The following is a 23544-nucleotide window of genomic DNA, read 5'->3' on the forward strand; positions in this document are numbered from 1 at the left end:
ATTCAATCTTAGAAATGGATATTTTTATAAAAGGATACCGGACAGAAGGGGTGAGGTTTTTTAATGAAAATGGAGAAAGCGATTTTAGTCGGGGTAAATACTGACAGAACTGACCAGGATTTTAATGAATCTATGAATGAGTTAGCTGCACTCACTGAAACAGCTGGTGCTGAACCGGTGTTAAATATGTTTCAGAATATGGATAAAGTACATCCTGCCACCTATATTGGAAAAGGGAAGCTTGAAGAACTTTCATCTGCTGTTGAAGAGTTTGAACCCGAACTCATTATTTTTAACAGTGAGCTGTCTCCCAGTCAAAACCGGAACCTGTCTGAAGAGCTTAATGCAAGGGTCATAGACAGAACGCAGCTGATTCTTGATATTTTTGCGCAGCGTGCACGCTCTAAAGAAGGCAAGCTTCAGGTACAGCTTGCCCAGCTTGAGTATATGCTGCCAAGGCTTGGCGGACAGGGCGTCGAATTATCAAGACTCGGCGGGGGAATTGGTACAAGGGGTCCGGGTGAGACGAAGCTCGAAACAGACCGCAGACATATCAGAAGAGAAATCAGGGAAATTAAAAGGAAGCTTGAGCAGGTTGTCAGACACAGGTCAATTTACAGAGAAAGACGTAAACAGAACCAGGCATTTCAGATTGCACTGATCGGATACACGAATGCAGGGAAATCAACCATTTTTAATTTACTTACACACGCAGATTCTTATGAGGAGGATCAACTATTTGCCACGCTGGATCCGCTGTCCAGAAAGTGTATCTTACCGAGCGGATTTGAAACAATCATGACTGATACAGTAGGGTTTATTAAAGATCTGCCGACTTCCCTGATTGCTTCATTCAGATCCACTCTTGAAGAGGTAAAGGAAGCGGATTTCCTTTTACACATAGTAGATGCTTCTCACCAAAATCATGCTGACCATGAAAAAACAGTGAAGAAGCTATTGCATGAGCTTGGAATGGACCAGATCCCGAGAATGACCGTTTATAATAAAGAAGATTTGCTGTCAGAAAAGTTTGTGGCAGACCGCAGCGATCCGTTTGTGTTAATGAGTGCTGTAAAAAAAGAGAATCAGAAAGTACTGTCAGCCCTTGAAAAAGAAGTGAAGCAAGTGTTAAAGCCATATACCATGACTATCTCTTCAGATAATGGCAAGATGTTGGCGCAGCTGAAAAAGGAAAGTATGCTGATCAGCTTATCTTTTAATGAAGAAAAAGAACATTACATTGCTGAAGGGTTTATCAGTAAAGATCATCCGCTGGCAGCAAAAATATAGTGCAGGAGCGTTAAAATGAGTTATCAATATTACACAGAAGAAGCAGTAGAACTAAGTAAGAAAATCGAAGAAAAAATATCGTGGAGACACAGGGAAATTGAACAGATCGCGGAACTTAATCAGTTGAAGGTCCTGCAGGCTTTTAAAAATAACAAAATTAGTGACAGTCACTTTAATCCTAGCACTGGTTATGGATATGACGATAATGGCAGGGATGCGCTTGAAGCCGTTTATGCTGATACGTTCAAAGCAGATGCAGCCTTAGTCAGACCCCAGATTATTTCTGGGACGCATGCCATTAATATCGCGCTTTTTGGAGTATTAAGACCAGGTGATGAACTGCATTACATTACAGGGAAACCATACGATACGCTTGAAGAAATAATCGGATTAAGAGGGTCTGATAATGGCTCATTAAAAGACTTTGGTATTCACTATCAGCAGACGGACCTGAAAGATGGAAAGATCGACATTGAAACAGTTCTGAAGAATATGAATGATCATACAAAAGTTATTGGTATACAACGTTCCAAGGGCTATGCGGTAAGGCCGTCTTTTACAATAAAGGATATCCGTAAAGCTGTTTCAGAAATTAGGAAGCATTATCCGGAGGTCATTGTTTTTGTGGATAACTGTTACGGAGAATTTGTAGAAGCTGAAGAGCCGATAGAAGCAGGTGCCGACTTAATTGCCGGCTCACTTATTAAAAATCCCGGGGGAGGTCTTGCGAAAACAGGTGGTTATCTTGCCGGACAGCAAAGATTAATTGACTTATGCGCTTACCGGATGACATCCCCGGGAATTGGTGCTGAAGCAGGTGCCAGTCTGAATGCATTGCAGGAAATGTATCAGGGCTTCTTTCTGGCGCCGCATGTAGTCAGCCAGGCCCTAAAAGGTGCGGTTTATACTTCGGCTCTCTTAGAGGAAGCGGGAATGGCAACTTCACCTGCCTGGAATGACTACAGAACAGATCTGATTCAGGCTGTGGAGTTTCACGACAGGGAGAAAATGATAGCCTTTTGTCAGGGGGTACAGGAATTTTCACCGGTTAATGCACATTTTACGCCTTATCCCGATTATATGCCTGGTTATGAAGATGATGTCATTATGGCAGCGGGTACATTTGTTCAGGGATCAAGTATTGAATTATCGGCAGACGGCCCTCTGCGTCCGCCTTATGCAGCTTATATTCAGGGTGGGCTTACGTATGAGCATATAAAAATTGCCATTACAGCTGCCCTGCAAAAAATGAATTCTTTATAAATGGCTGTATAATAAAGACGAATCTGACTCAGAGCTGGGACATTAAATGTCTCGGCTTTTTTATATTGACCGATTATTTCTCCACTAAACGCACTAAGTCTCATGAATGATCATCGGTGGTATGGAACGATTCAGTATTTCTGCTGAACATTAATTCTGAATAAAAATAATTTTTATTTTAAAATTATGCATAAAACGCATGAGATAAGGGAACAAAAAACTAGTCAGGTAAATATCATGTAATAAAACCTAACATGTAGTTGACAGATAATTTAACATGTTATATAGTTAAATTGTCGACAGGCAAGAAAGGGGTTATATGATGGGCAGTGATATTAGACGCAGCATGCCACTCTTTCCAATTGGAACAGTCATGCAGCTGGCCGATTTAACCGCCCGTCAGATTCGCTACTATGAAGAGCATGGGTTAATCGCACCGGCCAGAACGGAAGGTAATCGCCGTCTCTTCTCATTAAATGATATTGATAAGCTGCTTGAGATTAAAGATTTGCTTGAGCAGGGGGTCAATATGGCTGGTATTAAGCGAATCCTGGGGGATGGCACAGAAGCCGAATCAGATCGACCTGCTAAAAAGCCGGACTTATCAGAAGGTGAATTAAGAAAACTGTTAAAACAGGAAATGATGGGTAATGGCAAGTACAGCAAAAACAGTTTAAGAGCGGGAGACCTTTCAAGGTTCTTTCGTTAAAAAATTACATAAAAAACAGGAGGAATCACACAATGAGTAAGTATTCAAGAGAAGACATTATGAAAATGGCAAAGGAACAAAATGTAAACTTTATCAGACTTCAATTTACTGATATCCTTGGTACAATCAAAAACGTTGAAATTCCTGTAAGTCAGTTAGAAAAAGCACTTGATAACAAAATGATGTTTGACGGATCATCTATCGAAGGTTTTGTGCGTATTGAAGAATCCGATATGTACCTTTTCCCTGATCTTGATACATGGGTTGTATTCCCTTGGACAGCCGGAGACGGTAAAGTTGCACGTCTGATCTGTGATATTTACAGCCCTGACGGTACACCATTTGCAGGGGATCCGCGTAACAATCTAAAGCGCGTATTGACTGAAATGGAAGAGCTTGGATTTACTGATTTCAACCTTGGACCTGAGCCGGAATTTTTCCTCTTCAAACTTGATGTAAATGGTGAACCGACACTTGAATTAAATGATAAAGGCGGATATTTTGACCTCGCACCAACAGATCTTGGTGAAAACTGCCGTCGTGATATCGTAATTGAACTTGAAAAAATGGGCTTTGAAATTGAAGCGTCTCACCACGAAGTTGCACCTGGACAGCATGAAATTGATTTCAAATACGCTGATGCAGTTTCTGCATGTGATGATATCCAGACATTTAAGCTTGTTGTTAAAACAATTGCAAGAAAGCACGGACTGCATGCTACATTTATGCCAAAACCATTATTTGGTGTTAACGGATCAGGTATGCACTTCAATATGTCATTATTTAAAGACGGAAAGAACTCATTCTTTGATGAAGGTGCAGAAAGTCAGCTAAGTGAGACAATGAAACAGTTCATGGCTGGTATTCTAAAGCACGCTTCAGGATTTACAGCTGTGACAAACCCTACTGTAAACTCATACAAGCGTCTTGTACCAGGTTATGAAGCGCCTTGCTACATTGCATGGTCTGCAAGAAACCGCAGCCCGTTAGTCAGAATCCCGGCTTCACGTGGAATGAGTACACGTGTTGAGGTTCGTTCTGTCGATCCATCTGCAAACCCGTACCTTGCAATGGCTGTAATGCTTAAAGCAGGTCTTGATGGAATTAAAAATAGTCTGACACCACCTGAATCAATTGACAGAAACATCTATGTAATGGACAAAGAAGAGCGTGAAGCTGCAGGTATTAAAGATCTTCCTGGTACTCTTTTTGCAGCCCTTGAAGAGCTTAAGAACGACCAGGTTATTATTGATGGTCTAGGAGAGCACATCTTTGAGCACTTCGTGGAAGCGAAAGAAATCGAGTGGGATATGTTCCGTACGCAGGTTCACCCATGGGAGAGAGAACAGTATTTAGAAATGTATTAATTATTCAAACCTCTGAAGCAATTTCGCTTCAGAGGTTTTTTATATGTAATCTGGTCAAAATATAAAAAGCCGGGTATATAAAGGCTAAGGGGGGATTGTAATGGCAGATTCATATAGAGGATTTAAATCAAAAGAAGGATATGAGCTGTACCAATCTGCGTATCAGAAAGTGATGAAGTTATGGGAAACACCTTATCAGGAACGTATCATTACTACTACTTTTGGAGACATTTCGGTTCTTGAGTGCGGGAACCAGGATAAGGAGCCGCTCCTCTTTTTTCATGCATTTGGTTTCAGTTCTGCGGAATGGTATAAATGTGCGGAAGAATTAGCAGATGAATTTAAGCTTTATTTTGTTGATGTGCTGGGAGAGTTTAATCAAAGTAATACAAAAGAGCATTTAAACGAACGGGAAGATTATATCATGTGGATCACAGAGCTTCTTAATGAATTGAAGATTGCAAAAGTAACTATAGTAGGTCATTCCAACGGCGGATGGCATGCGCTTAATTTTGCTATTTTAAAGCCCGACAGAGTGAAATCATTAATTGTTTTTTCACCGGCAGCTTCAATCAAAAGAATGAATCTGTCTTTCTACTCAAGGTTGCTACTAACAAACCTGATTCCGAGCGAATCAGTTATCATCAGCCAGTTCTGCAGGTGGCTCACAGTTAAGAAGGAAGAGGGGCAGGAACGGCTGTTTAAGCTTTACTATCTTGGACAAAAGCATGTGACCTGGGAGTATGTGATGACGCCCCCTAAGTTGTTTAAAGATCATGAACTCGATACATTAATGATGCCTGTCCATATCGCGGTTGGACGTGATGAAGTAATTTATGATCCATATACCTTACTTAAAAAAGCCGAAGATAAAATCAGAGGCTGTAAAACACATATGTTTGATTCAGGAGGGCATATGCTGCCAATTGAAATCCCCGGGGAGGTTTCCTCATTTATAAAAAAAGTGCTCGCTGACATAAAATGATATTAATCATGAAGCATTAAAAAAGCTGGACGCTTTGACAACTTTGTCAAAACGTTCAGCTTTTTTAATGAACCTGTCTATATACTCCTACCACTTTTCCAAGGATGGATACGTTATTTAAGATAATTGGTGCCATAGAAGAATTTTCAGGCTGGAGTCTGACATAATCCTTTTCTTTAAAGAAGCGTTTTACTGTTGCTTCATCTTCATCCGTCATTGCTACCACAATGTCCCCGTTGTTCGCAGTATTTTGTTGTTTCACAATGACAAGATCTCCGTCTAAAATGCCGGCTTCAATCATAGAATCTCCCATAATCTCTAACATGAACACAGCATCATCAGATGAAGCCAGTCTTTCAGGGAGCGGGAAATACTCCTCAACATTTTCAATTGCTGTAATCGGCGACCCGGCTGTAACTTTCCCCACAAGCGGAACGTTGACTACGCGCTGTGTCGGGATTTTATCCTCCTCGAGGGATATAACTTCAATCGCTCTCGGTTTTGTTGGATCACGCCTGATTAAGCCTTTACTTTCAAGTCTTGCAAGATGTCCATGAACGGTAGAACTTGAAGCTAGTCCAACCGCAAGGCCGATTTCACGAACGGAAGGCGGATAACCTTTGTCCTGAACTTCACGTTTAATAAAGTTTAATATATCAAGCTGTCGTTTTGATAACTTCTTCACGCTTCAGCACCTCTTTTCAGATTAAAACTTTTCTAAATTATAGCATAGCGTTTTTAAAAATACAAACATAAGTTCGAGTTTTTGTGTTGACCAAAACAAATGTTCGTATTATACTCAGATTAATAAAAGCGAACACATATTCGATGGAGGCGATTAATAATGACTGCATTGTGGAGAAAATATTCATTTGTTATTCTATTCGTGGTGACTGCGCTGTTTTTCAGTTTATTTTTAGTTTTTACCAATACAGCAAACAGTGATGCAACATACGCAGCAATTACCGTTAAAAATGGAGATACGCTTTGGGCATACGCTGAGGAATATGCAAGCCATACATCCATGACCCCGGAAAAGTTTATTGAGTGGGTAACTGAACATAATGAGCTTTCTTCTCATGTCATTGTAGCGGGAGAACAACTTGAGCTGCCGGTGCCTGAGGAAGCTTTTGATTTCAGTGAAGACGCGATACACCTGGCATCTGAACAGAAATAAGGAGTGATCGTGTTGAAAGTAATTATTTATTGCAGAGTCAGTACAGAAAAAGAAGCACAGGAAACATCACTTGCAAGGCAGGAAGAGGAGTTAAAACACCTTGCCGTCAAAATGAATTATCAGGTCGTTTCAACCATCAGTAAGAGAGAAAGCGGGTTTGATCTGGACCGTGAGGGTGTATTTGAATTACTGGATCATATACGGCTGTATGAAGCGGAAGGCCTTCTGATTCAGGATGAAACGCGTATAGGAAGAGGTAATGCAAAAATTGCTTTATTGCATACTTTGCATAAAGAAGGAATAAAAATATATACCATTGCCCATGACGGTGAGCTGCAGCTGTCTGAATCAGATTCGATGATCCTTCAGATTGTCAGTATGGTGGAAGAACACCAGAGGAAGCTACATAACCTGAAAATAAAAAGAGGGATGAAACGTGCGGTTGAGCAGGGATTTAAACCGCAGAGAAATCTTAAAAACCGTGGTAATAAAGAAGGGCGGGAAAAAATCGAAATACCCGTGGATGAAATTGTCAGGCTGCGCAGTAACGGATTGACCTTTCAGGAGATTTCATCTGTATTGAGAGGTCTCGGGCATCCTGTATCAAAAGCCACCGTTCACAGAAGGTATGTTGAATATATGGAATCAGAGATGCAATAAACAAATTACTTGTCAAATTTTCACCTTTCTTTTAACATACATAGGAGCTTACCTGAAAGAAAGGGTGAAAAACATGTTATCTGAAGACAAGATTAAAAGAATCAATGAGTTATCAAAGAAATCTAAAGAAGATACACTTTCAAAAACTGAAGCTGATGAACAGCAGGCACTTAGGCAGGAATATCTCGAGGCATTCAGAGGTTCAATGAAACAGACGATTGAAAATGTAACTGTTATTGATCCTGAGGGTAAAGATGTTACGCCGCAAAAACTTAAAGATGCAAAAAATAGGAATAAGCTGAACTAATATTTTCCTGAATTGCAGGCAGGATTTGAACTTTTTTAATAAAAAGAAGAGATGTTTGTACATCTCTCTTTTTTTTTTGTACAATAGGACGTATCACGTGAGTTAGAGAGGATGTAGATGATGTTTAACAAGACAGATGATTTAGCAATCAACACAATCAGGACATTATCAATTGATGCAATTGATAAAGCAAACTCGGGTCACCCGGGCCTGCCGATGGGGGCTGCTCCATTTGCATATACTTTGTGGACTCAGTTTATGAATCATAACCCTAAGAATCCGGACTGGTTCGACCGTGACCGCTTTGTACTTTCAGCAGGACACGGCTCGATGCTGCTTTATAGCTTACTGCATCTTTCCGGATATGATTTATCGCTTGATGAGATTAAAAACTTCAGACAGTGGGGATCTAAAACGCCAGGTCACCCGGAGTTCAAACATACAAAAGGCGTTGAAGCAACTACGGGTCCTCTTGGTCAGGGAATTGGTATGGCTGTTGGTATGGCGATGGCTGAAAAACATTTAAGTGCCAAATTTAACCGTGACGACTTTAATGTAGTTGATCATTATACTTATACATTATGTGGCGATGGAGACCTGATGGAGGGTGTGTCCTCAGAAGCTGCTTCACTTGCAGGTCACCTGAAGCTTGATAAGCTGATCGTGCTTTATGATTCAAATGACATTTCTCTTGACGGGGATCTTGACCGTTCATTCTCAGAAAGTGTGAAAAAGAGATTTGAATCTTACAATTGGCAGTATATTCGTGTTGACGATGGAAATGATGTAGCGGAAGTTGCAGATGCGATTAAGGCAGCAAAAGCTGACTCTGACCGTCCGACAATGATCGAAATTAAAACAGTGATCGGTTTTGGTTCACCAAACAGAGCAGGTACATCAAAAGCTCATGGTGCTCCACTAGGTAATGAAGAATCAATTCTTGCTAAAAAAGCGTATCAGTGGGAAGCAGAAGAGGCATTTTATGTGCCTGACGAGGTATACAAGCGATTCGAGGAACTGGTTGTAGATAATGGTGCTGAAAAAGAAAAAGAGTGGAACGAGAAATTCGAAAACTATAAATCTGCTTATCCGGAACTTGCACAGGAGCTTGAGGATGCAATGAACGGAAAGCTTGCAGATAACTGGGATAAGGACCTACCTGTTTATGAAGAAGGAAAATCCCTTGCAAGCCGTGCATCATCAGGTGAAGTGCTGAATGCCATTTCAAAGACGGTTCCAACACTGTTTGGCGGCTCAGCCGACCTTGCCGGATCAAATAACACAATGATGAAAGATGAAGCTGATTTCACACCTGAAACACCGGAAGGCAGAAACATCTGGTTTGGTGTTCGTGAATTTGCAATGGGAACTGCGCTTAATGGAATGGCGCTTCACGGAGGTCTGCGTGTGTACGGCGGTACATTCTTTGTATTCAGTGATTATGTCAGACCGGCAATCAGACTATCAGCTTTAATGGGTGTTCCGGTTACTTATGTATTTACACATGATAGTATTGCAGTTGGAGAAGACGGTCCAACGCATGAACCGATTGAACAACTGCCTTCACTCAGAGCGATGCCGGGCTTATCAGTCATTCGTCCTGCTGATGGTAATGAGGTTGCTGCTGCGTGGAAACTTTCTATGGAAGCGCAGGATCATCCGACAACACTTGTATTGACGCGTCAGGGTCTTCCTACTATGCCTGGTTCTGCAGAGAACGCTTATGAAGGTGTTAAAAAAGGAGCTTATGTCTTATCACCATCTGAAAAAGGAGAAGCTGATGTTCTTCTTCTTGCCAGCGGCTCTGAAGTGGGACTTGCGTATGAAGCTCAGCAGTCTCTTCGTGAGAAAAATATCGATGCAGCTGTTGTTTCCATGCCATCATGGGATCGCTTTGAGCAGCAGTCAGCTGATTATAAGCAATCAGTCCTGCCAAAGAATGTGAAGAAACGTTTCGCACTTGAGATGGCTTCACCACTTGGCTGGGAACGTTATACAGGTGATGAAGGTGAAGTACTTGGTATCGATACTTTTGGTGCTTCAGCTCCAGGCGGTACAGTACTTGAGGAATACGGTTTTACAGTGGAAAACGTTGTGAAACGTGTAGAAGCATTACTACAGTCATAATGAAATGATAAAGCTGGTGGGCATCAAATTTGCCCACCAGCTTTATTTTGGGAAGTGCAGCTGGTAAAATGTAAAATTAATTTCATATAACTGCACGAATTATGTAATAAATGATTGTATAATAAGCAGTGTTCTTGTACACTTTTATATGAAAGTAACAAATAGGAGGCAATATGAAATGGAATTATGGCTTGCAATTGTATTAATTGTTGTTGCTTTGCTGGCCGGAGTCGCACTTGGATTCTTCATCGCACGTAAATATATGATGACTTATCTTAAAAAGAACCCGCCGATTAATGAGCAAATGCTTCGCATGATGATGATGCAGATGGGAATGAAACCGTCGCAGAAGAAAATCAATCAGATGATGAGCGCTATGAATAAACAACAAGGCAAATAATAAATGAACAGGAGGCTGTGACATCAAAAATGTCCAGCCTCTTTATATTTGCTATTTAACAGCCTGAAACAATTTTCGATGATCAGCAGGCTGTACAGACAAAATAAAAAAGGCTTCACAAAGAGGAAGCCTTTTTTATTTTGTCTGTACTTCTAACGCAGCAGGTCTGAAGGTGTGTATTTTTTCAAATTCATTTAACAGGTCGTCAAGCTCCTGAGAATAACGAACGGCGGAAGGGGACGATAATCCTTCTTTAGCAGCTGTCCGTATCAACACCTGACGCTTATCTTCAATTGCTTCAAGTAGCTTCTTTTGTTGATCCCCCATTCAAAGTCTACCCTTTCATCAGGATCCTCTATTAAAGGAACCTATACATTATTTGTCATTCATTTAACTTAGGGTCTAGTATACAGAAAAAAGGATAAATTGAAAAGAAATTAATCCCTAATCCCAATAATTTTACAAGTTCATTTGTGACAAAACTATAACTTCTGCAAATTGCACTGATACATATTATAGTAAAGGCAATGAGAACTCAACGCAGATTTGCTAAAATGAATCTAGCGAATACGGATCGGAGTGTTTTTATGGAAGATTTAAATATTTTATGGGCATTCGGCGCAGGATTCTTAAGCTTTATCTCTCCATGTGTTTTACCGCTTTATCCTGCATTTTTGTCCTATATAACAGGAATGTCTGTAGACGATTTATCTAAAGGTAAGGGCATGAGACAAAAATCTAGTCTGCTTCATACGCTGTTCTTCCTGCTTGGGTTTTTACTGGTCTTTATCGGTCTCGCCTTTACTTCCACATGGATCTCAGGAGTCTTCATACAGTATCAGGACATGATCCGTCAAATAGGTGCAATATTAATTGTCGTATTTGGATTAGTCATTGTTGGTGTATTTTCTCCGGAGTTCCTGATGAAGGAAAGAAGATTGAGCTTTAAATCAAGACCTTCAGGCTATTTGGGATCATTGTTAATTGGCCTTGCTTTTGCAGCTGGCTGGACACCGTGCATGGGTCCAATCTTAGGCGCAGTATTTACGCTATCCGCTTCTAACCCTGGATCGGGCTTTCCATATATGATGGCATACTTCCTGGGCTTTGCGCTACCATTTTTTATTCTTTCATTCTTCATCGGTAAAACGAATTGGATAAAGAAGAAAAGTCTGGTGATCATGAAGACCGGTGGATGGGTAATGATTGGAATGGGTGTCATTTTGTTCTTCGATGGTCTTACCTGGATTATTGAGCTGATGCTCCCGATCTTTGGTGATTTCACAGGGTTTTAGGCGAGTAAATTCATATGAGCATTAAAAAACTGAGACGAATTCGTCTCAGTTTTTTTAAAAGAAAAATTTTACTATGCATGATAGTTGAAGGACTTTTAGATTAGTTGTATAGTTAATATTAACTATATTAGTAAGGGTGATATAAATGACAAAAGTTCTTGTTGTGGATGATGCGAAGTTTATGAGAATGACGTTAAAGAACGTGCTTGAAAACTCCTCATTTCAGGTGGTCGGTGAAGCTGAGAACGGGGAAGAAGCAGTAGAAATGTATAAATCTTTACATCCTGATCTTGTTACGATGGATATCACAATGCCTGTACTGGATGGTATATCCGCTGCAAAAGAAATATTAAAAGAAGATCCTAAAGCAAATATCATCATGTGTTCAGCAATGGGACAGCAGAAGATGGTGATTGAAGCGATTGAAGCAGGGGCTAAAGATTTTATTGTTAAGCCTTTTGACAGTACGCGGGTTGTAGAATCTTTAAGCAGAGTGGTAAATAAGTAAAGCAGCAGGCGCCTTTTACAAACAGGGGAATCTCTATTATACTTAATTGAGGTTTTACATACGTAAGAAATTAAGGATGGGTGCTTATGCTTGTTTATCTTTCAACAATTGCCGCTGTCATAATGGGAACGGCTGTATTTATAATCAGGTTAAAGGCTGCTAAAAAGCCTGTAACAGCCAGGAAAATTTTTCTGCCTCCGATTTTTATGAGTACAGGTGCTTTAATGTTTATTTTTCCGTATTTTCGTGTAACCCCATTAGAAGCGATCGAAGCGCTAGTAGTTGGGGCTTTGTTTTCTATTGTTCTGATCAAGACGTCAAAATTTGAACAGAAAGCTGATGGTATCTACCTTAAAGCCTCTAAAGCTTTTCCGTTTATTCTGATTGGGCTCCTTGTACTGAGAATTTTAATGAAGCTTGCTTTAAGTACAACGATTGAACTTGGAACTTTAAGCGGAATGTTCTGGATTCTGGCTTTTGGAATGATTGTACCCTGGAGAGCTGCGATGCTGATACAATTTAAAAGAATGCAAAAAGACTCCGGTCCGCAATCTGCTCAGATGGCGTAATAACGTAAAAAAACATCACATTTTTGTGATGTTTTTTTATAAGGCGAATAAATCTTCATACTCCGCGATATCAATATTCAATTCATTCAGTTTTTTTCTTAAAAATTTGTGGTCTCTTTTAGGGGTTGCAACAATATAGCCCCTGACGATCAGATCGAGCGTAATTCTGTCAGCATTTTCTGTGATCGCAAGCTTGCCGATATTGCCTGCTATTTTTTGTTTTGCCACATCACGGAATAATTCAGGGACCGGGCTGACAAGTTCATTCAGAAGTTCCTTTTCTTTAGTTCCCCATAAATGAATCGTCTTATTAACATAATGTTCTTCCCAATCCAGGTCTGATTTTCCATCTTCTTTAGGCATTCTCTTCAGGAATTTCCTGAACATAAAAAATCCGCCTATTCCAAACAAAGAGACAAGCACGACGACCCAGAAAAGTATAAACCATAAAAACCAGCCTTCAAGCACATTCGTCACTCCGTTCACTTAATCTACGATTATTATAAAGGAGTTTATGAATGGCTTCAAGAACTGGTTCATAAAGACATGTATGAAGTTTGTCATCTGTGTGAATAAGGAAGGTGGCGGGAATCATTTTACCTGACGATAGCCAAGAGAGAGTAACTGGTGTAGGTTTTCACGGCGGACTTCATAAATATTTTCGTTGTCAGCAGTAACGCGGATGTAATCTTCTGACTCCAACTCATGGTGTTCAACATATTCTGTTTCGATTTTTCGCATATTTGTTCCTCCTTTCGGTTGTATATACAATAATATCTGAAAATTCAAATTAATAAATCAGTCAAAAGTATGAATTTTTATACGTTTTTGGTACCAGTTCAAAACAGCCGGCTTATAACAAACGCCTGTTCTGTTATAATGAAGTCATCATGCTTTAAAGGGGAATGATCTGATGAAATTTTTACATACAGCTGACTGGCACCTTGGAAAGCTTATCCACGGCGTGTACATGACGGAAGACCAGTCAGAAATTCTTGAACAATTTGTCGAGTTGGCTGACCGTATAAAGCCTGATGCAATTATTATAGCAGGAGATCTGTATGATCGTTCGGTACCACCTGCAGAAGCTGTCAATCTATTAAATGAAACTTTATACAAATTGAATGTTGATATGAAAATACCGGTTGTCGCAATCTCAGGAAATCACGACAGTGCTGATCGTATCGCCTTTGGTTCAGCGTGGTACAAGCATTCAGATCTTCACGTAACAGGTAAGTGGAGTCCTGTATTAAAAGGAGTTGAAATTAAAGGGGTCAGGTTTCATTCAGTCCCATACGCGGAACCATCTGTTATAAGGGAAACGTTAAAAGATGATTCAATCACCTCACATCATGATGCGATGAAGCAGGTGGTTGCATCAATTTCATCCCTAGAAGATTTCGGAGAGAAACCGGAAGTTCTGGTTGGTCATTCATTTGTAACAGGAGGCTCAACGACTGACTCTGAAAGAACCCTGTCAGTAGGAGGGGCCGGTACTGTCGGTAAAGAATTGTTTGATTCATTTACTTACACTGCGCTGGGTCACTTACATAGCCCTTATGCAATCAGGGATGAAAAAGTTCATTATTCCGGCTCCCTGATGAAATATTCATTTTCAGAAGCAAATCATAAAAAGATGGTCAAATGTGTAACGATAGAAAATCAGGAGGTTTCAGTGGAAGAAATTTTACTGAAGCCAAAAAGGGATATGGTGATTCTCCGTGGGTCACTGGAAGAGCTGATGAAACAGGATTTCTATGATCGTAAAGAAGACTATATAAAAGCTGTTCTGACAGATGAAGGCGCATTAATTGATCCTATCAACAGACTCAGATCTGTTTATCCGAATGTTCTTCATCTGGAAAGAGAATCAACAGAACGTGATAAAAAAAGGGATCGCCAAGTGCGTGAGAAACATGAAAACCTGTCAGATACGGAATTATTCAGGCGGTTCTTTGCGTATGTGACAGAAGCAGAATGGACAGAGGAATTAGAAGCAGAATTGAAAGAGAGTCTGAACGTAAGTCTTAAGGGAAGTGATGAATCATGAGACCAAAAAAATTAATCATCCGTGCATTCGGTCCATATGCAAACACAGAAGAAATAAATTTTGAAGAGCTTGGTTCAAGGACAATGTTTGTTATTTCCGGTAAAACGGGTGCGGGTAAAACAACAATATTCGATGCGATCGCTTTTGCACTCTACGGTAAAACGAGCGGTGAAGAGAGGTCTGCTCAGGATTTAAGAAGTGATTTTGCAGAGCAGAATATGCTGACCAGCGTTGATTTTACATTTTCACTGAAAAACAGAACCTATCGTATTGTACGTTCACCAATTCAGAGCAGAAGAAAAGCAAGAGGTGAAGGTTTTACCACAGTCAGCGCCAAGGCGGAAATATATGAGGTTACAGATGGAGAGGAAAAACTTCTTGGGTCAACATTAAGTGAATCAGATGATCAGATCAACAGGCTGATGCAGCTGGATTTCCATCAGTTCAAACAAATTCTGATGATTCCACAGGGTGAGTTCAGAACGCTGCTAACGTCGGATAGTACCGATAAAGAGAGAATTCTTCAAAAATTATTCCATACTGAATCTTACCGTTACTTCCAAGAGTATCTAAAATCCAAATCAAAAGAGCTCAGAGAAGAGGCTGCAGGCTTCTTAAAGGATCGCACCAGATTTTATGATTTGCTTAACCCTCTTGATCACCTAGAATTAACCGACGCGTTAAATCAGGAGGTGAAACATGACAAGCTAATTCTAACACTAGTAAATAACTTAGTAGCAACTCAGAAAGAAAAATTCGAAAGTCAAAAGCACATCATTCAAAATAAAAAAGAACAATATAAAGATATTTTAAAGAAAATTGAAAACGCCCTTTATATTGAGCGGGCTTTCAAAGAGCTGCAAAAAACGCATGAAGATCTGGCTCAATTAAAAGAAAGGCAGAAAGAAATTGCCGGGTGGAAAGATAGATTGCGCATTGCCAGAGAAGCAGATCAGATCTGGCCGTTTTATAAAGAAGTTCTGACAAAAGAAAAAGAATCTGAACAAAGAACGCGTTTTAAAGAAGAAACACATGCTCAATTATCTGTCATTCAGCAGGAGTACAACCAGTTGAAACAGAAAATGGAACATTTAAATCAACAAAAAGAAGAAATTGCTTCTGATGAAAAAAAATTAAATGATTTATATTTATTAAAACAAAAGCTTGAACGGTATTTATTTAAAACAGAAGAGCTGACACGTCATGCTCAATCAGGAAAAGCTGATAAAGAAAAGCTGGACAAATTAAAAGAGCAACTTGCTGAATATGAAAAGTTAAAAACGGATCTGTCAGTTAAACAGCAGAAATGGTATGAACAACAGGCGAAGTCAGCAGATTTAAAAGTTGAGATAAGTGAACTGACCAGTTTTTTAAAAATATGCAGGGAGCTTGAGGAAATTAAGTCTGCCAGGAATCATCTGGAAAATGATTTAAAAGTAAAGAATGACAACCTCTTGAAGATTAACAGAGAGCTGATAAAAGAGCAGACTGAACTGGATAAAGCACAGAATGAGCAATTTATTCAGCATGCATTTGAATTATCCGGACAGTTAAAACAAGGTGAGGCATGCCCTGTATGCGGCTCTACACATCATCCGAGTCCTGCTGTCAGAGAAGGGGAAACAATCGATACTGAGGTGATCCAACAAAATATTCAATCTTTTCATTCGGAAAAAATCAGAAACGAATCAGCTATTGAGCATGCTGAAAACAGAATGAATCAAATAGATCTGGAATTAAAGAAACTGAACGGGGAAAAAGAATCCTCAAAGTATTTTAATGAGCGTTACAGCATGAATCATTATATTGAAATGAAGGGTGCCTATGAACAGGAGCAACATGTGCTGTCTATCCAGTTAAAAGACGGTGAACCCTCAGCAGAAATAAAGACTGCAGAACAAAAAATTCTGAAACTTCATCAGGATATTCAACAGCTTGAAGCACTTGTACAGAAAAAGCGCGATGATTATATTTCTATCAGGAGTCAGGTAAATCAACTAAAAGAAGAGATTCCGGAGAAGTATCTTAATAAGGAATTTTTGAGCAGTGAAATCAGTGCGCTAGAAAAAAATATTCAGCATTTTAAAATGCAATATGAACAATCTGAAGCAAAATTCCTGCATGCTGATAAAGAGTTTAACAGACTGTCAGAAAGATTGAAGCAGGCGGAAAATGAAGTTTTAAATACAGAAAAATCACTAAAAGAAGCATCAGATCATCTTCAGGATGCGCTTGAAAAGTCTTTATTTGATCAAATGGGTGAACTGGTCGAAGGGAAGCTTTCTGATACAGAACGGGAAGAACTCGATCAAAGTGTTTCATCTTACGAGAAGAAACTATTTTCATTAAATGAATACGCTGAAAAACTGAAAATTGATCTAGAAGATGTTTCGAAACCTGATATGAAGTTACTGGAATCAGAAAAAACAGCAGTTGAAACTGAACTCACCAAGCTTGAGGAAGAACATTCATGGCTCTCTGCTTATATTCAGCAACATGAACAAATACTAAAAAATCTTGATGAAAACCTGGCAGCTTCTGCAGAGACCGAAAAACGGTATCTGCTAACTGGGCAGTTATCAGAAATCGCTAATGGTCAAAATGAATTGAAGCTGACGTTTGAACGGTTTGTGCTGGCATATTATCTCGAAGACATTTTAATCGTTGCAAATGAAAGACTGCTGAAAATGACATCAGGGCGGTACGAACTGCACAGAAAAGAAGACCGTTCAAAAGGTAATAAGCAGGGGGGGCTAGAGCTATTAGTAATGGATCACTATACAGGACAGCAAAGACATGTTAAAACGCTGTCAGGTGGTGAAGCATTTAAAGCATCACTGGCGCTCGCGCTCGGATTGGCTGATGTTGTACAGTCATATGCAGGCGGGGTGTCACTGGAGACCATGTTTATCGATGAAGGTTTCGGAACACTTGATCCTGAATCTCTTGATCAGGCTATCGAATCCTTAATGGATATTCAGTCAGGTGGAAGGCTTGTAGGTGTCATATCCCATGTACCTGAATTAAAAGAACGGATCGATGCTAGGTTAGAAGTGTTTTCAACGAAAGGCGGCAGCTCAACGAAATTTATTTTTGAAACGCTCTAAGTGTCACAATATATACAACATAATACAACAGACTGCCTTGTAACGACTTACTCATTTATGTACGATTGAGTGCAGATGAGTAAAGAGATAAAGGAGCTTTAACATGAATAAAAGAATGATGACTGCCGGAATAACTGCAGCAATCCTGGTGTCAGCGTGTTCAGGTGGTTTCGAAGGCAATATGGAAGAAGAGTTAAATGCATTTGAATTTACGAATCATGACGGCGAGCAGATCACAAATGAGGATTTAGAAGGGACACCTGTGGTTGCGAATTTTATATTTACAAACTGCGACACAGTTTGCCCGCCTATGACGTATAATATGACAGGTTTGCAAGAGGCGATTGAAGATGAAGGTGTGGAAAATTACCGGATGGTTTCTTTCAGTGTCGACCCTGAGCGCGACACTCCGGAAGCACTGCAGGAATTTATGGGGCGTTACGACCTGAATGAAGATAAGTGGGATTTTTTAACCGGGTATCAGTTTGATACAGTCAGCTCACTTGCACTTGAATCGTTTCAGGGACTTGTGGTCGATGACCCTTCGTCAGACCAAATGACACACCCAACAAGTATTTATCTGATCAGCCCGGACGGAGTTGTCGTAAAAAGTTATGATGGCTATCAGTCTGTACCTGAAGATGAAATAATCGCTGATCTTAAAGCGCTTGGAGACAGCTGATTCGGAGGAGCAAAGTGAAAAAGAAGTGGTATAAACAAAAAAGATGGTATTTAATTGTGTTCGCAATGATTTATTTCAGTATCATGATCTATCATCAGTACAAACCGCTTCCGGAAGGGATATCTTATCGAAGTGAAGTAAGAAGGGCTGAGAGCGTAAAGTTTTATCGTGACCTTACTTACACAGAAAATGGTGAAAGAACACTGGATCATCAAATATTTGAGAGAGTTTATGAGATGATCGGGGAAGCAGAAGATTTTATTGTGATCGATATGTTTATGATGGATGGCAGGGTCAGTGAGAAAAAAGGTTATCCGGATCTAAGTGGAAGTTTAATGAATGAGTTGATTGAGAAAAAGGAGAAATTCCCTGAGATGCCGATTATTTTTATAACTGACCCTTTTAACACGGGATATGGATCTTATGAGGGAGCATGGTTAGAACCGATGAAAGATGCAGGAATCGATGTAGTGATATCGAATCTCGATCCTCTCAGAGATCCAACCCCTTTATATTCATCAGCATGGAGAATGGGACCGAAATATTTCGGTCAGAGCGGTACAGGCTGGATTATGAATCCATTTGTCGACGGTGGTCCGGAAATGACGTTCAGATCTTATCTGGCATTGGCAAATGTGAAGGCCAATCATCGTAAAGCAGTCATTACTGATCAAAGTGCAATGGTTCTTTCAGCCAATGCACATAATGAATCAGGTTTTCACAATAATGTGGCTTATGAAGTGTCTGGTCCAGTTATAGAAGATATGCTGGAGGCTGAAGCAGCTGTAGCAAGAATGTCAGGCTATCTGAAGGATTTTCCTGAATTTGATTCGCAGGAAGAAAAAAATCCAGATGGTCCGCTAGAAGTGACTTATACCACGGAAGGTGAGACGTTATCGCAGGTTCTGGATGCTATTGGGGATACAGAATCAGGAGATGAAATATGGCTGGCGATGTTTTACCTTTCTGAACCGAACATTGTTGATGCATTAATCAATGCCGCAAATAACGGAGTGAAGGTTTCTTTTATTCTTGATCCGAATGAAACTGCATTTGGCAATAAGAAAACCGGGCTCCCAAACAGACCGGTTATCAACGAAATGAATGAAAATTCCGATCAGCAGATGAACGTTCGCTGGTATAATGTCGATATAGAACAATATCACCCGAAAATGATGTATATAAAAGCAGCCGATGAAGGTACGATTATTTCCGGCTCCGCGAACTTTACTATGAGGAACATGAAAAATTATAATCTCGAAAACAATATTACGATTTCAGGACCATTGACTGAAGGTGTCATGATCGATACTGAACAATATTTTAACCGGCTATGGAATAATGAAGGCGCTGAATATACCGTACCGCTTGAAGAGTATCAGGACACTCTTTCTTTCTGGCAAAGAGGTGTATACTGGCTGCAAAAAAGCCTGAAACTGACCACGTATTGATTTAGGGGGACTTATTTGAACCGGAAACAATGGGTTTTACTTATTACAATGTCAACTGTACTGATGACGAGTGCAATTACACTCATCCTGTTAATCATATCAGAACCTTCATTGGATGATTATGATGTCAGACCGGCTCAACTTGAAGAGGATGAGCCGGAATCTGATCCTCCTCAGAATGGTGCTACAGAAGAATCAGCTGAAGAAAGAGAAAATAAAGTACCTCCCGCAAATGATTCTCATGTAGTTGAGCCGGCTGAAGATGAAACTGATACGGTCAATGATCATTATGGTAAAACGTCTGAACCTGACGATCAGAAGGAGATCGAATCGGATAAGAATCAAAAAACAGAACAGAAAACGGATATCAATTTAGAGGATCCGCAATTACCAGAAGAGCCTGAAATTAACTTTGAAGATGTTAACTAGATAATTTTTCCTAAAAACGCCTTGTATAACCAGGCGTTTTATTTTTTATACTGCATAACACTTGTAACGCATGAATTCAGTATGTTACGATCATGAACGTGTTTTTAAATCCCTGTTTAGGGTATATAAGTGTAGTCCCTAATAACCAGAAGGCTATTTTACCATTTTTTGTCTATGCAAGTCTGCTGGGGAAATAAAACAGATTATAAGGAAGGAGAGTAAAATGAAAAAAATCTCAAATGTTTTTTGGATTACTTTAGCAATTGTACTTGCAGCTGTTATATATTCTATTGCTGCACCAACCAGTTTTGAAGAAGGAACGGCTAACTTACAGGCGTTTATTTCATCAACTTTCGGCTGGTATTATTTAATTATTGTTACTGGCATGGTCATATTCTGTATCGTGCTCGCATTAACTCCAATCGGACAGATCAGACTGGGTAAACCGGATGAGCGTCCGGAATATTCAACAAGCACATGGTTTGCAATGTTATTTAGTGCCGGTATGGGTATCGGACTGGTTTTCTGGGGGGCAGCTGAACCAATGCTTCACTTTGCCAGTGATCCGCCGCTTGCTGAAGCTGGCAGTGACCAGGCATTAAAAGACTCAATGCAATATACATTTTTCCATTGGGGACTTCATGCATGGGCAATTTATGCAGTCGTTGCACTTGCACTAGCCTACTTTAAATTCCGTAAAGGTGAACCGGGCCTTGTGTCTGCAACACTTATTCCTCTATTTGGTGATAGAATGCGCGGAGGCTGGGGTACTTTAGTAGATGTACTTGCAGTATTTGCAACAGTTGTCGGTGTTGCGACCACGCTAGGTTTTGGTGCTATTCAGATTAACGGCGGTTTATCTTACCTGACAGGTATTGAAATTAATTTTACTACGCAGGTAATCATCATCGCAGTCGTTACTGTTTTGTTCATGATTTCTGCATGGTCAGGCATCAGCAAAGGAATCAGATACTTATCAAACACAAACATGATTCTTGCTGTCATTCTGATGGTTGTCATGCTCATAATTGGACCTACCATGCTGATTTTGAATCTCTTTACAAATTCACTGGGTGCTTATGCACAAAACCTGCTTGAAATGAGTTTCAGAATTGCACCTCTGGATCAGGGAAATCGTGACTGGATTAATGCATGGACGATTTTCTACTGGGCATGGTGGATTTCATGGTCACCATTTGTCGGTATATTTATTGCCCGCGTATCCCGCGGACGAACAATCAGAGAATTCATGGCCGGCGTACTTGTCCTGCCATCACTTGTAAGTTTCTTCTGGTTTGCTGTATTCGGCTCAAGCTCAATTAACGTTCAGCAGCAGGGGAACGTTGATCTGACAGGACTGCTTACTGAAGAAGTGTTATTTGCGGTCTTCAATGAGTATCAGCTTGGAATTGTATTATCAGTCATTGCGATTCTTCTGATCAGTACTTTCTTTATTACATCAGCAGATTCAGCAACATTTGTATTGGGAATGCAGACAACATATGGTTCTCTCACACCTCCTAATACAGTTAAGTTAACATGGGGACTTGCACAATCAGCTGTAGCTGTCATTCTGTTATCAGCAGATGGACTGCAGGCGCTTCAGAATGCACTGATCGTTGCAGCATTTCCGTTCTCCTTTATCATGATATTAATGATGATTTCGACCTACAAAGCATTAAATCAGGAACGGAAAGACCTCGGTCTGATGTTAAGACCTAAAAAGCAGGCTGTTAAAGATAAAACTGCTAAACAAAATTCAGAAAGCTAATATGCTTTTTGAATAAATGATTGAAGTAACCCTGAGCGTCAGTTACATACTGAAGCTCAGGGTTTTTGTTTTGCCAATTGTTGATTGTGGAAGCTGCAGGGTACGCAGGTATTCAAATTCTCCGCACCATGTATTCGCATTAAATAAGGAAATTTGTTAACATTTATAGAAATATGATAGAATAGTAAAGTTAAGTTAACTTAACTAAAAGGAGAATATTGATGAAAACCCTCGATACCTACGTTAAAGAACTTCACGATACGTTTGATGAAACAAGCCGGCTGTTAACAGAGGACCTGGAGCCTCTGAGTCAATTTAATTTGACCCCTCAGCAGGAAAACTATCTAATGTTTTGTGTGAAATATGCACCGCTGACTGCCAGGGAGCTTGTGCATGAATTTCAGGTTTCAAAAAGTGCAGTGAGTCAGGTGATCGCAAGACTCGAAAAAGATCGTTTTATTGAGAGGGAACAAAACCCGGAGAATAAGCGTGAAACCCTGATTTATTTAGGACCAAAAGGAAGAATGTTTGCCAGAAGAATTAAAGATTTTAATGAAAAGATGACAGAGCAGTACTATACACACCTTTCAATCAGTGAAATTGAAGCAGTCATTAATTCGCTCAGAAAATTAAATGATGTGATTAAACAGAAGCAGGTTGAGAAATAAAACTGTATTCACTTCACTGACTGTAATTTCTGTTCACCAATCAATTATTCCGCTACAATATGAAAGTGAGTCAATATAAAGGAAGAGGTTAATGGTTTGGCAGCTAAAAATAAAAAATCAATAGGATTCAGACTGGTCGTCGCTCTCTTTACACTTGTATCAGTGCTGATTTTTTCAGCAATTTTTGTCGTTTTCAATGATGATGAATATAGAGGAAAAACACTGGATTTGCTGGAACAGAATGGTGCACCTGTAGAACTTGAAATACCTGAAGAATTTATATCAGTGTATAAAAAAGCAGCTGATGAATATGGTGTTGACTGGCGGCTTCTTGCGGCTCATCACCGGGTTGAAACCAGATTCTCCACAATGGACACACTTGTTTCTCCTGTGGGAGCAGAGGGTCATATGCAGTTTATGCCGTGTACATTTATCGGCTGGAGCCATCCGAGCTGTGAAGGCCTTGGTGAGGGTGAGATCCCTGAGGAAGAACTGACAGATCCTGCTGCGATTGATCATTACGGCGGCTATGGTATCGATGCGAATGATGATGGTGTGGCAGACCCCTATGATATAGAAGATGCGGTATTCAGTGCAGCGAATTACTTATCACAAAATGGTGCAGCAGAAGGTGATCTTGAACGGGCAATCTTTCTCTATAACCGCAGTGATCAATATGTAGAGGACGTATTAGGTTTTTACCATGATTATAAAGAAAAACATCCGTAA

25 protein-coding genes are annotated in these 23544 nt (G+C 40.0%); 21 read left to right on the forward strand and 4 right to left on the reverse strand.

Going from position 1 to position 23544, the window contains the following annotated elements; all coding sequences use genetic code 11:
- Positions 1-63 precede the first annotated feature (63 nt).
- The 5 genes from hflX to UFB30_RS06210 all read left to right on the forward strand — a co-directional run bounded on the left by hflX (position 64) and on the right by UFB30_RS06210 (position 5614).
- On the forward strand, positions 64-1290 hold the full coding sequence (gene hflX, locus UFB30_RS06190; protein ID WP_322420819.1) for a GTPase HflX: 1227 nt from the start codon (positions 64-66) through the stop codon (positions 1288-1290).
- Positions 1291-1305: 15 nt separating this feature from the next.
- Complete coding sequence (locus UFB30_RS06195; RefSeq protein ID WP_322420820.1) at positions 1306-2553, forward strand: methionine gamma-lyase family protein; 1248 nt, start codon at positions 1306-1308, stop codon at positions 2551-2553.
- Positions 2554-2875: 322 nt separating this feature from the next.
- Positions 2876-3262 (forward strand): MerR family transcriptional regulator, encoded by a 387-nt coding sequence (locus UFB30_RS06200; protein WP_322420821.1) that lies wholly within the window; start codon positions 2876-2878, stop codon positions 3260-3262.
- A 32-nt stretch (positions 3263-3294) separates the two neighbouring features.
- Complete coding sequence (gene glnA / locus UFB30_RS06205; protein ID WP_322420822.1) at positions 3295-4629, forward strand: type I glutamate--ammonia ligase; 1335 nt, start codon at positions 3295-3297, stop codon at positions 4627-4629.
- A gap of 100 nt (positions 4630-4729) precedes the next feature.
- On the forward strand, positions 4730-5614 hold the full coding sequence (locus UFB30_RS06210) for an alpha/beta fold hydrolase (protein WP_322420823.1): 885 nt from the start codon (positions 4730-4732) through the stop codon (positions 5612-5614).
- A gap of 64 nt (positions 5615-5678) precedes the next feature.
- Here UFB30_RS06210 and lexA read toward each other — a convergent pair whose 3' ends face one another.
- The gene (gene lexA / locus UFB30_RS06215) at positions 5679-6299 is read right to left on the reverse strand and encodes a transcriptional repressor LexA (RefSeq protein WP_134379754.1); all 621 of its coding nucleotides are present in this window, start codon (positions 6297-6299) and stop codon (positions 5679-5681) included.
- Positions 6300-6458: 159 nt separating this feature from the next.
- Between lexA and yneA the strand changes: the two genes are divergently transcribed.
- The 5 genes from yneA (at position 6459) to UFB30_RS06240 (ending at position 10285) form a co-directional block, all read left to right on the forward strand.
- Positions 6459-6791, forward strand: coding sequence for a cell division suppressor protein YneA (gene yneA / locus UFB30_RS06220; protein ID WP_322420824.1), 333 nt, complete (start codon positions 6459-6461; stop codon positions 6789-6791).
- Positions 6792-6803: 12 nt separating this feature from the next.
- Positions 6804-7451 carry a YneB family resolvase-like protein gene (locus tag UFB30_RS06225; RefSeq protein WP_322420825.1) on the forward strand — a complete coding sequence of 216 codons (648 nt, stop codon included), beginning with the start codon at positions 6804-6806 and terminating at the stop codon, positions 7449-7451.
- Positions 7452-7524: 73 nt separating this feature from the next.
- Positions 7525-7758: a DUF896 domain-containing protein gene (locus UFB30_RS06230; protein ID WP_322420826.1), complete on the forward strand. Its 234-nt coding sequence runs from the start codon at positions 7525-7527 to the stop codon at positions 7756-7758.
- Between the two features lie 120 nt (positions 7759-7878).
- A complete protein-coding gene (gene tkt / locus UFB30_RS06235; protein WP_322420827.1) occupies positions 7879-9885 on the forward strand; it encodes a transketolase in 2007 nt (668 codons plus the stop codon).
- 178 nt (positions 9886-10063) lie between these two features.
- Positions 10064-10285 (forward strand): YneF family protein, encoded by a 222-nt coding sequence (locus tag UFB30_RS06240; protein ID WP_039809078.1) that lies wholly within the window; start codon positions 10064-10066, stop codon positions 10283-10285.
- Positions 10286-10420: 135 nt separating this feature from the next.
- Here the strand turns inward: UFB30_RS06240 and UFB30_RS06245 are convergent, their stop codons facing one another.
- The gene (locus tag UFB30_RS06245) at positions 10421-10612 is read right to left on the reverse strand and encodes an aspartyl-phosphate phosphatase Spo0E family protein (protein ID WP_322420828.1); all 192 of its coding nucleotides are present in this window, start codon (positions 10610-10612) and stop codon (positions 10421-10423) included.
- A gap of 260 nt (positions 10613-10872) precedes the next feature.
- Between UFB30_RS06245 and UFB30_RS06250 the strand changes: the two genes are divergently transcribed.
- The 3 genes from UFB30_RS06250 (at position 10873) to UFB30_RS06260 (ending at position 12657) form a co-directional block, all read left to right on the forward strand.
- Complete coding sequence (locus UFB30_RS06250) at positions 10873-11580, forward strand: cytochrome c biogenesis protein CcdA (RefSeq protein WP_322420829.1); 708 nt, start codon at positions 10873-10875, stop codon at positions 11578-11580.
- Positions 11581-11725: 145 nt separating this feature from the next.
- On the forward strand, positions 11726-12088 hold the full coding sequence (locus tag UFB30_RS06255) for a response regulator (RefSeq protein WP_322420830.1): 363 nt from the start codon (positions 11726-11728) through the stop codon (positions 12086-12088).
- Between the two features lie 86 nt (positions 12089-12174).
- Positions 12175-12657, forward strand: coding sequence for a CcdC family protein (locus UFB30_RS06260; protein ID WP_322420831.1), 483 nt, complete (start codon positions 12175-12177; stop codon positions 12655-12657).
- A gap of 36 nt (positions 12658-12693) precedes the next feature.
- Here UFB30_RS06260 and UFB30_RS06265 read toward each other — a convergent pair whose 3' ends face one another.
- Together UFB30_RS06265 and UFB30_RS06270 are read right to left on the reverse strand one after the other, a co-directional pair.
- Complete coding sequence (locus tag UFB30_RS06265; protein ID WP_322420832.1) at positions 12694-13125, reverse strand: DUF2621 domain-containing protein; 432 nt, start codon at positions 13123-13125, stop codon at positions 12694-12696.
- Between the two features lie 123 nt (positions 13126-13248).
- A complete protein-coding gene (locus tag UFB30_RS06270) occupies positions 13249-13398 on the reverse strand; it encodes a hypothetical protein (RefSeq protein WP_322420833.1) in 150 nt (49 codons plus the stop codon).
- Between the two features lie 172 nt (positions 13399-13570).
- On the opposite strand from UFB30_RS06270, the gene UFB30_RS06275 reads away from it, so the two are divergent.
- From UFB30_RS06275 to UFB30_RS06310, 8 genes are all read left to right on the forward strand, one after another.
- Positions 13571-14707, forward strand: a complete 1137-nt coding sequence (locus UFB30_RS06275) for an exonuclease SbcCD subunit D (protein ID WP_322420834.1) — start codon at positions 13571-13573, stop codon at positions 14705-14707.
- Positions 14704-17814: an SMC family ATPase gene (locus UFB30_RS06280; RefSeq protein WP_322420835.1), complete on the forward strand. Its 3111-nt coding sequence runs from the start codon at positions 14704-14706 to the stop codon at positions 17812-17814. Before UFB30_RS06275 ends, UFB30_RS06280 begins: the two co-directional genes overlap by 4 nt.
- A gap of 103 nt (positions 17815-17917) precedes the next feature.
- Complete coding sequence (locus UFB30_RS06285; RefSeq protein WP_322420836.1) at positions 17918-18496, forward strand: SCO family protein; 579 nt, start codon at positions 17918-17920, stop codon at positions 18494-18496.
- A 14-nt stretch (positions 18497-18510) separates the two neighbouring features.
- A complete protein-coding gene (locus UFB30_RS06290) occupies positions 18511-19947 on the forward strand; it encodes a phospholipase D-like domain-containing protein (RefSeq protein ID WP_322420837.1) in 1437 nt (478 codons plus the stop codon).
- 15 nt (positions 19948-19962) lie between these two features.
- On the forward strand, positions 19963-20376 hold the full coding sequence (locus UFB30_RS06295) for a hypothetical protein (protein ID WP_322420838.1): 414 nt from the start codon (positions 19963-19965) through the stop codon (positions 20374-20376).
- A gap of 223 nt (positions 20377-20599) precedes the next feature.
- A complete protein-coding gene (locus UFB30_RS06300) occupies positions 20600-22147 on the forward strand; it encodes a glycine betaine uptake BCCT transporter (RefSeq protein WP_322420839.1) in 1548 nt (515 codons plus the stop codon).
- Positions 22148-22368: 221 nt separating this feature from the next.
- Positions 22369-22815 carry a MarR family winged helix-turn-helix transcriptional regulator gene (locus tag UFB30_RS06305; RefSeq protein ID WP_322420840.1) on the forward strand — a complete coding sequence of 149 codons (447 nt, stop codon included), beginning with the start codon at positions 22369-22371 and terminating at the stop codon, positions 22813-22815.
- Positions 22816-22911: 96 nt separating this feature from the next.
- Positions 22912-23544: a lytic transglycosylase domain-containing protein gene (locus UFB30_RS06310; protein ID WP_322420841.1), complete on the forward strand. Its 633-nt coding sequence runs from the start codon at positions 22912-22914 to the stop codon at positions 23542-23544.

The sequence above is a fragment of the Jeotgalibacillus haloalkalitolerans genome (assembly GCF_034427455.1).
Taxonomy (GTDB): Bacteria; Bacillota; Bacilli; order Bacillales; family Jeotgalibacillaceae; genus Jeotgalibacillus; species Jeotgalibacillus haloalkalitolerans.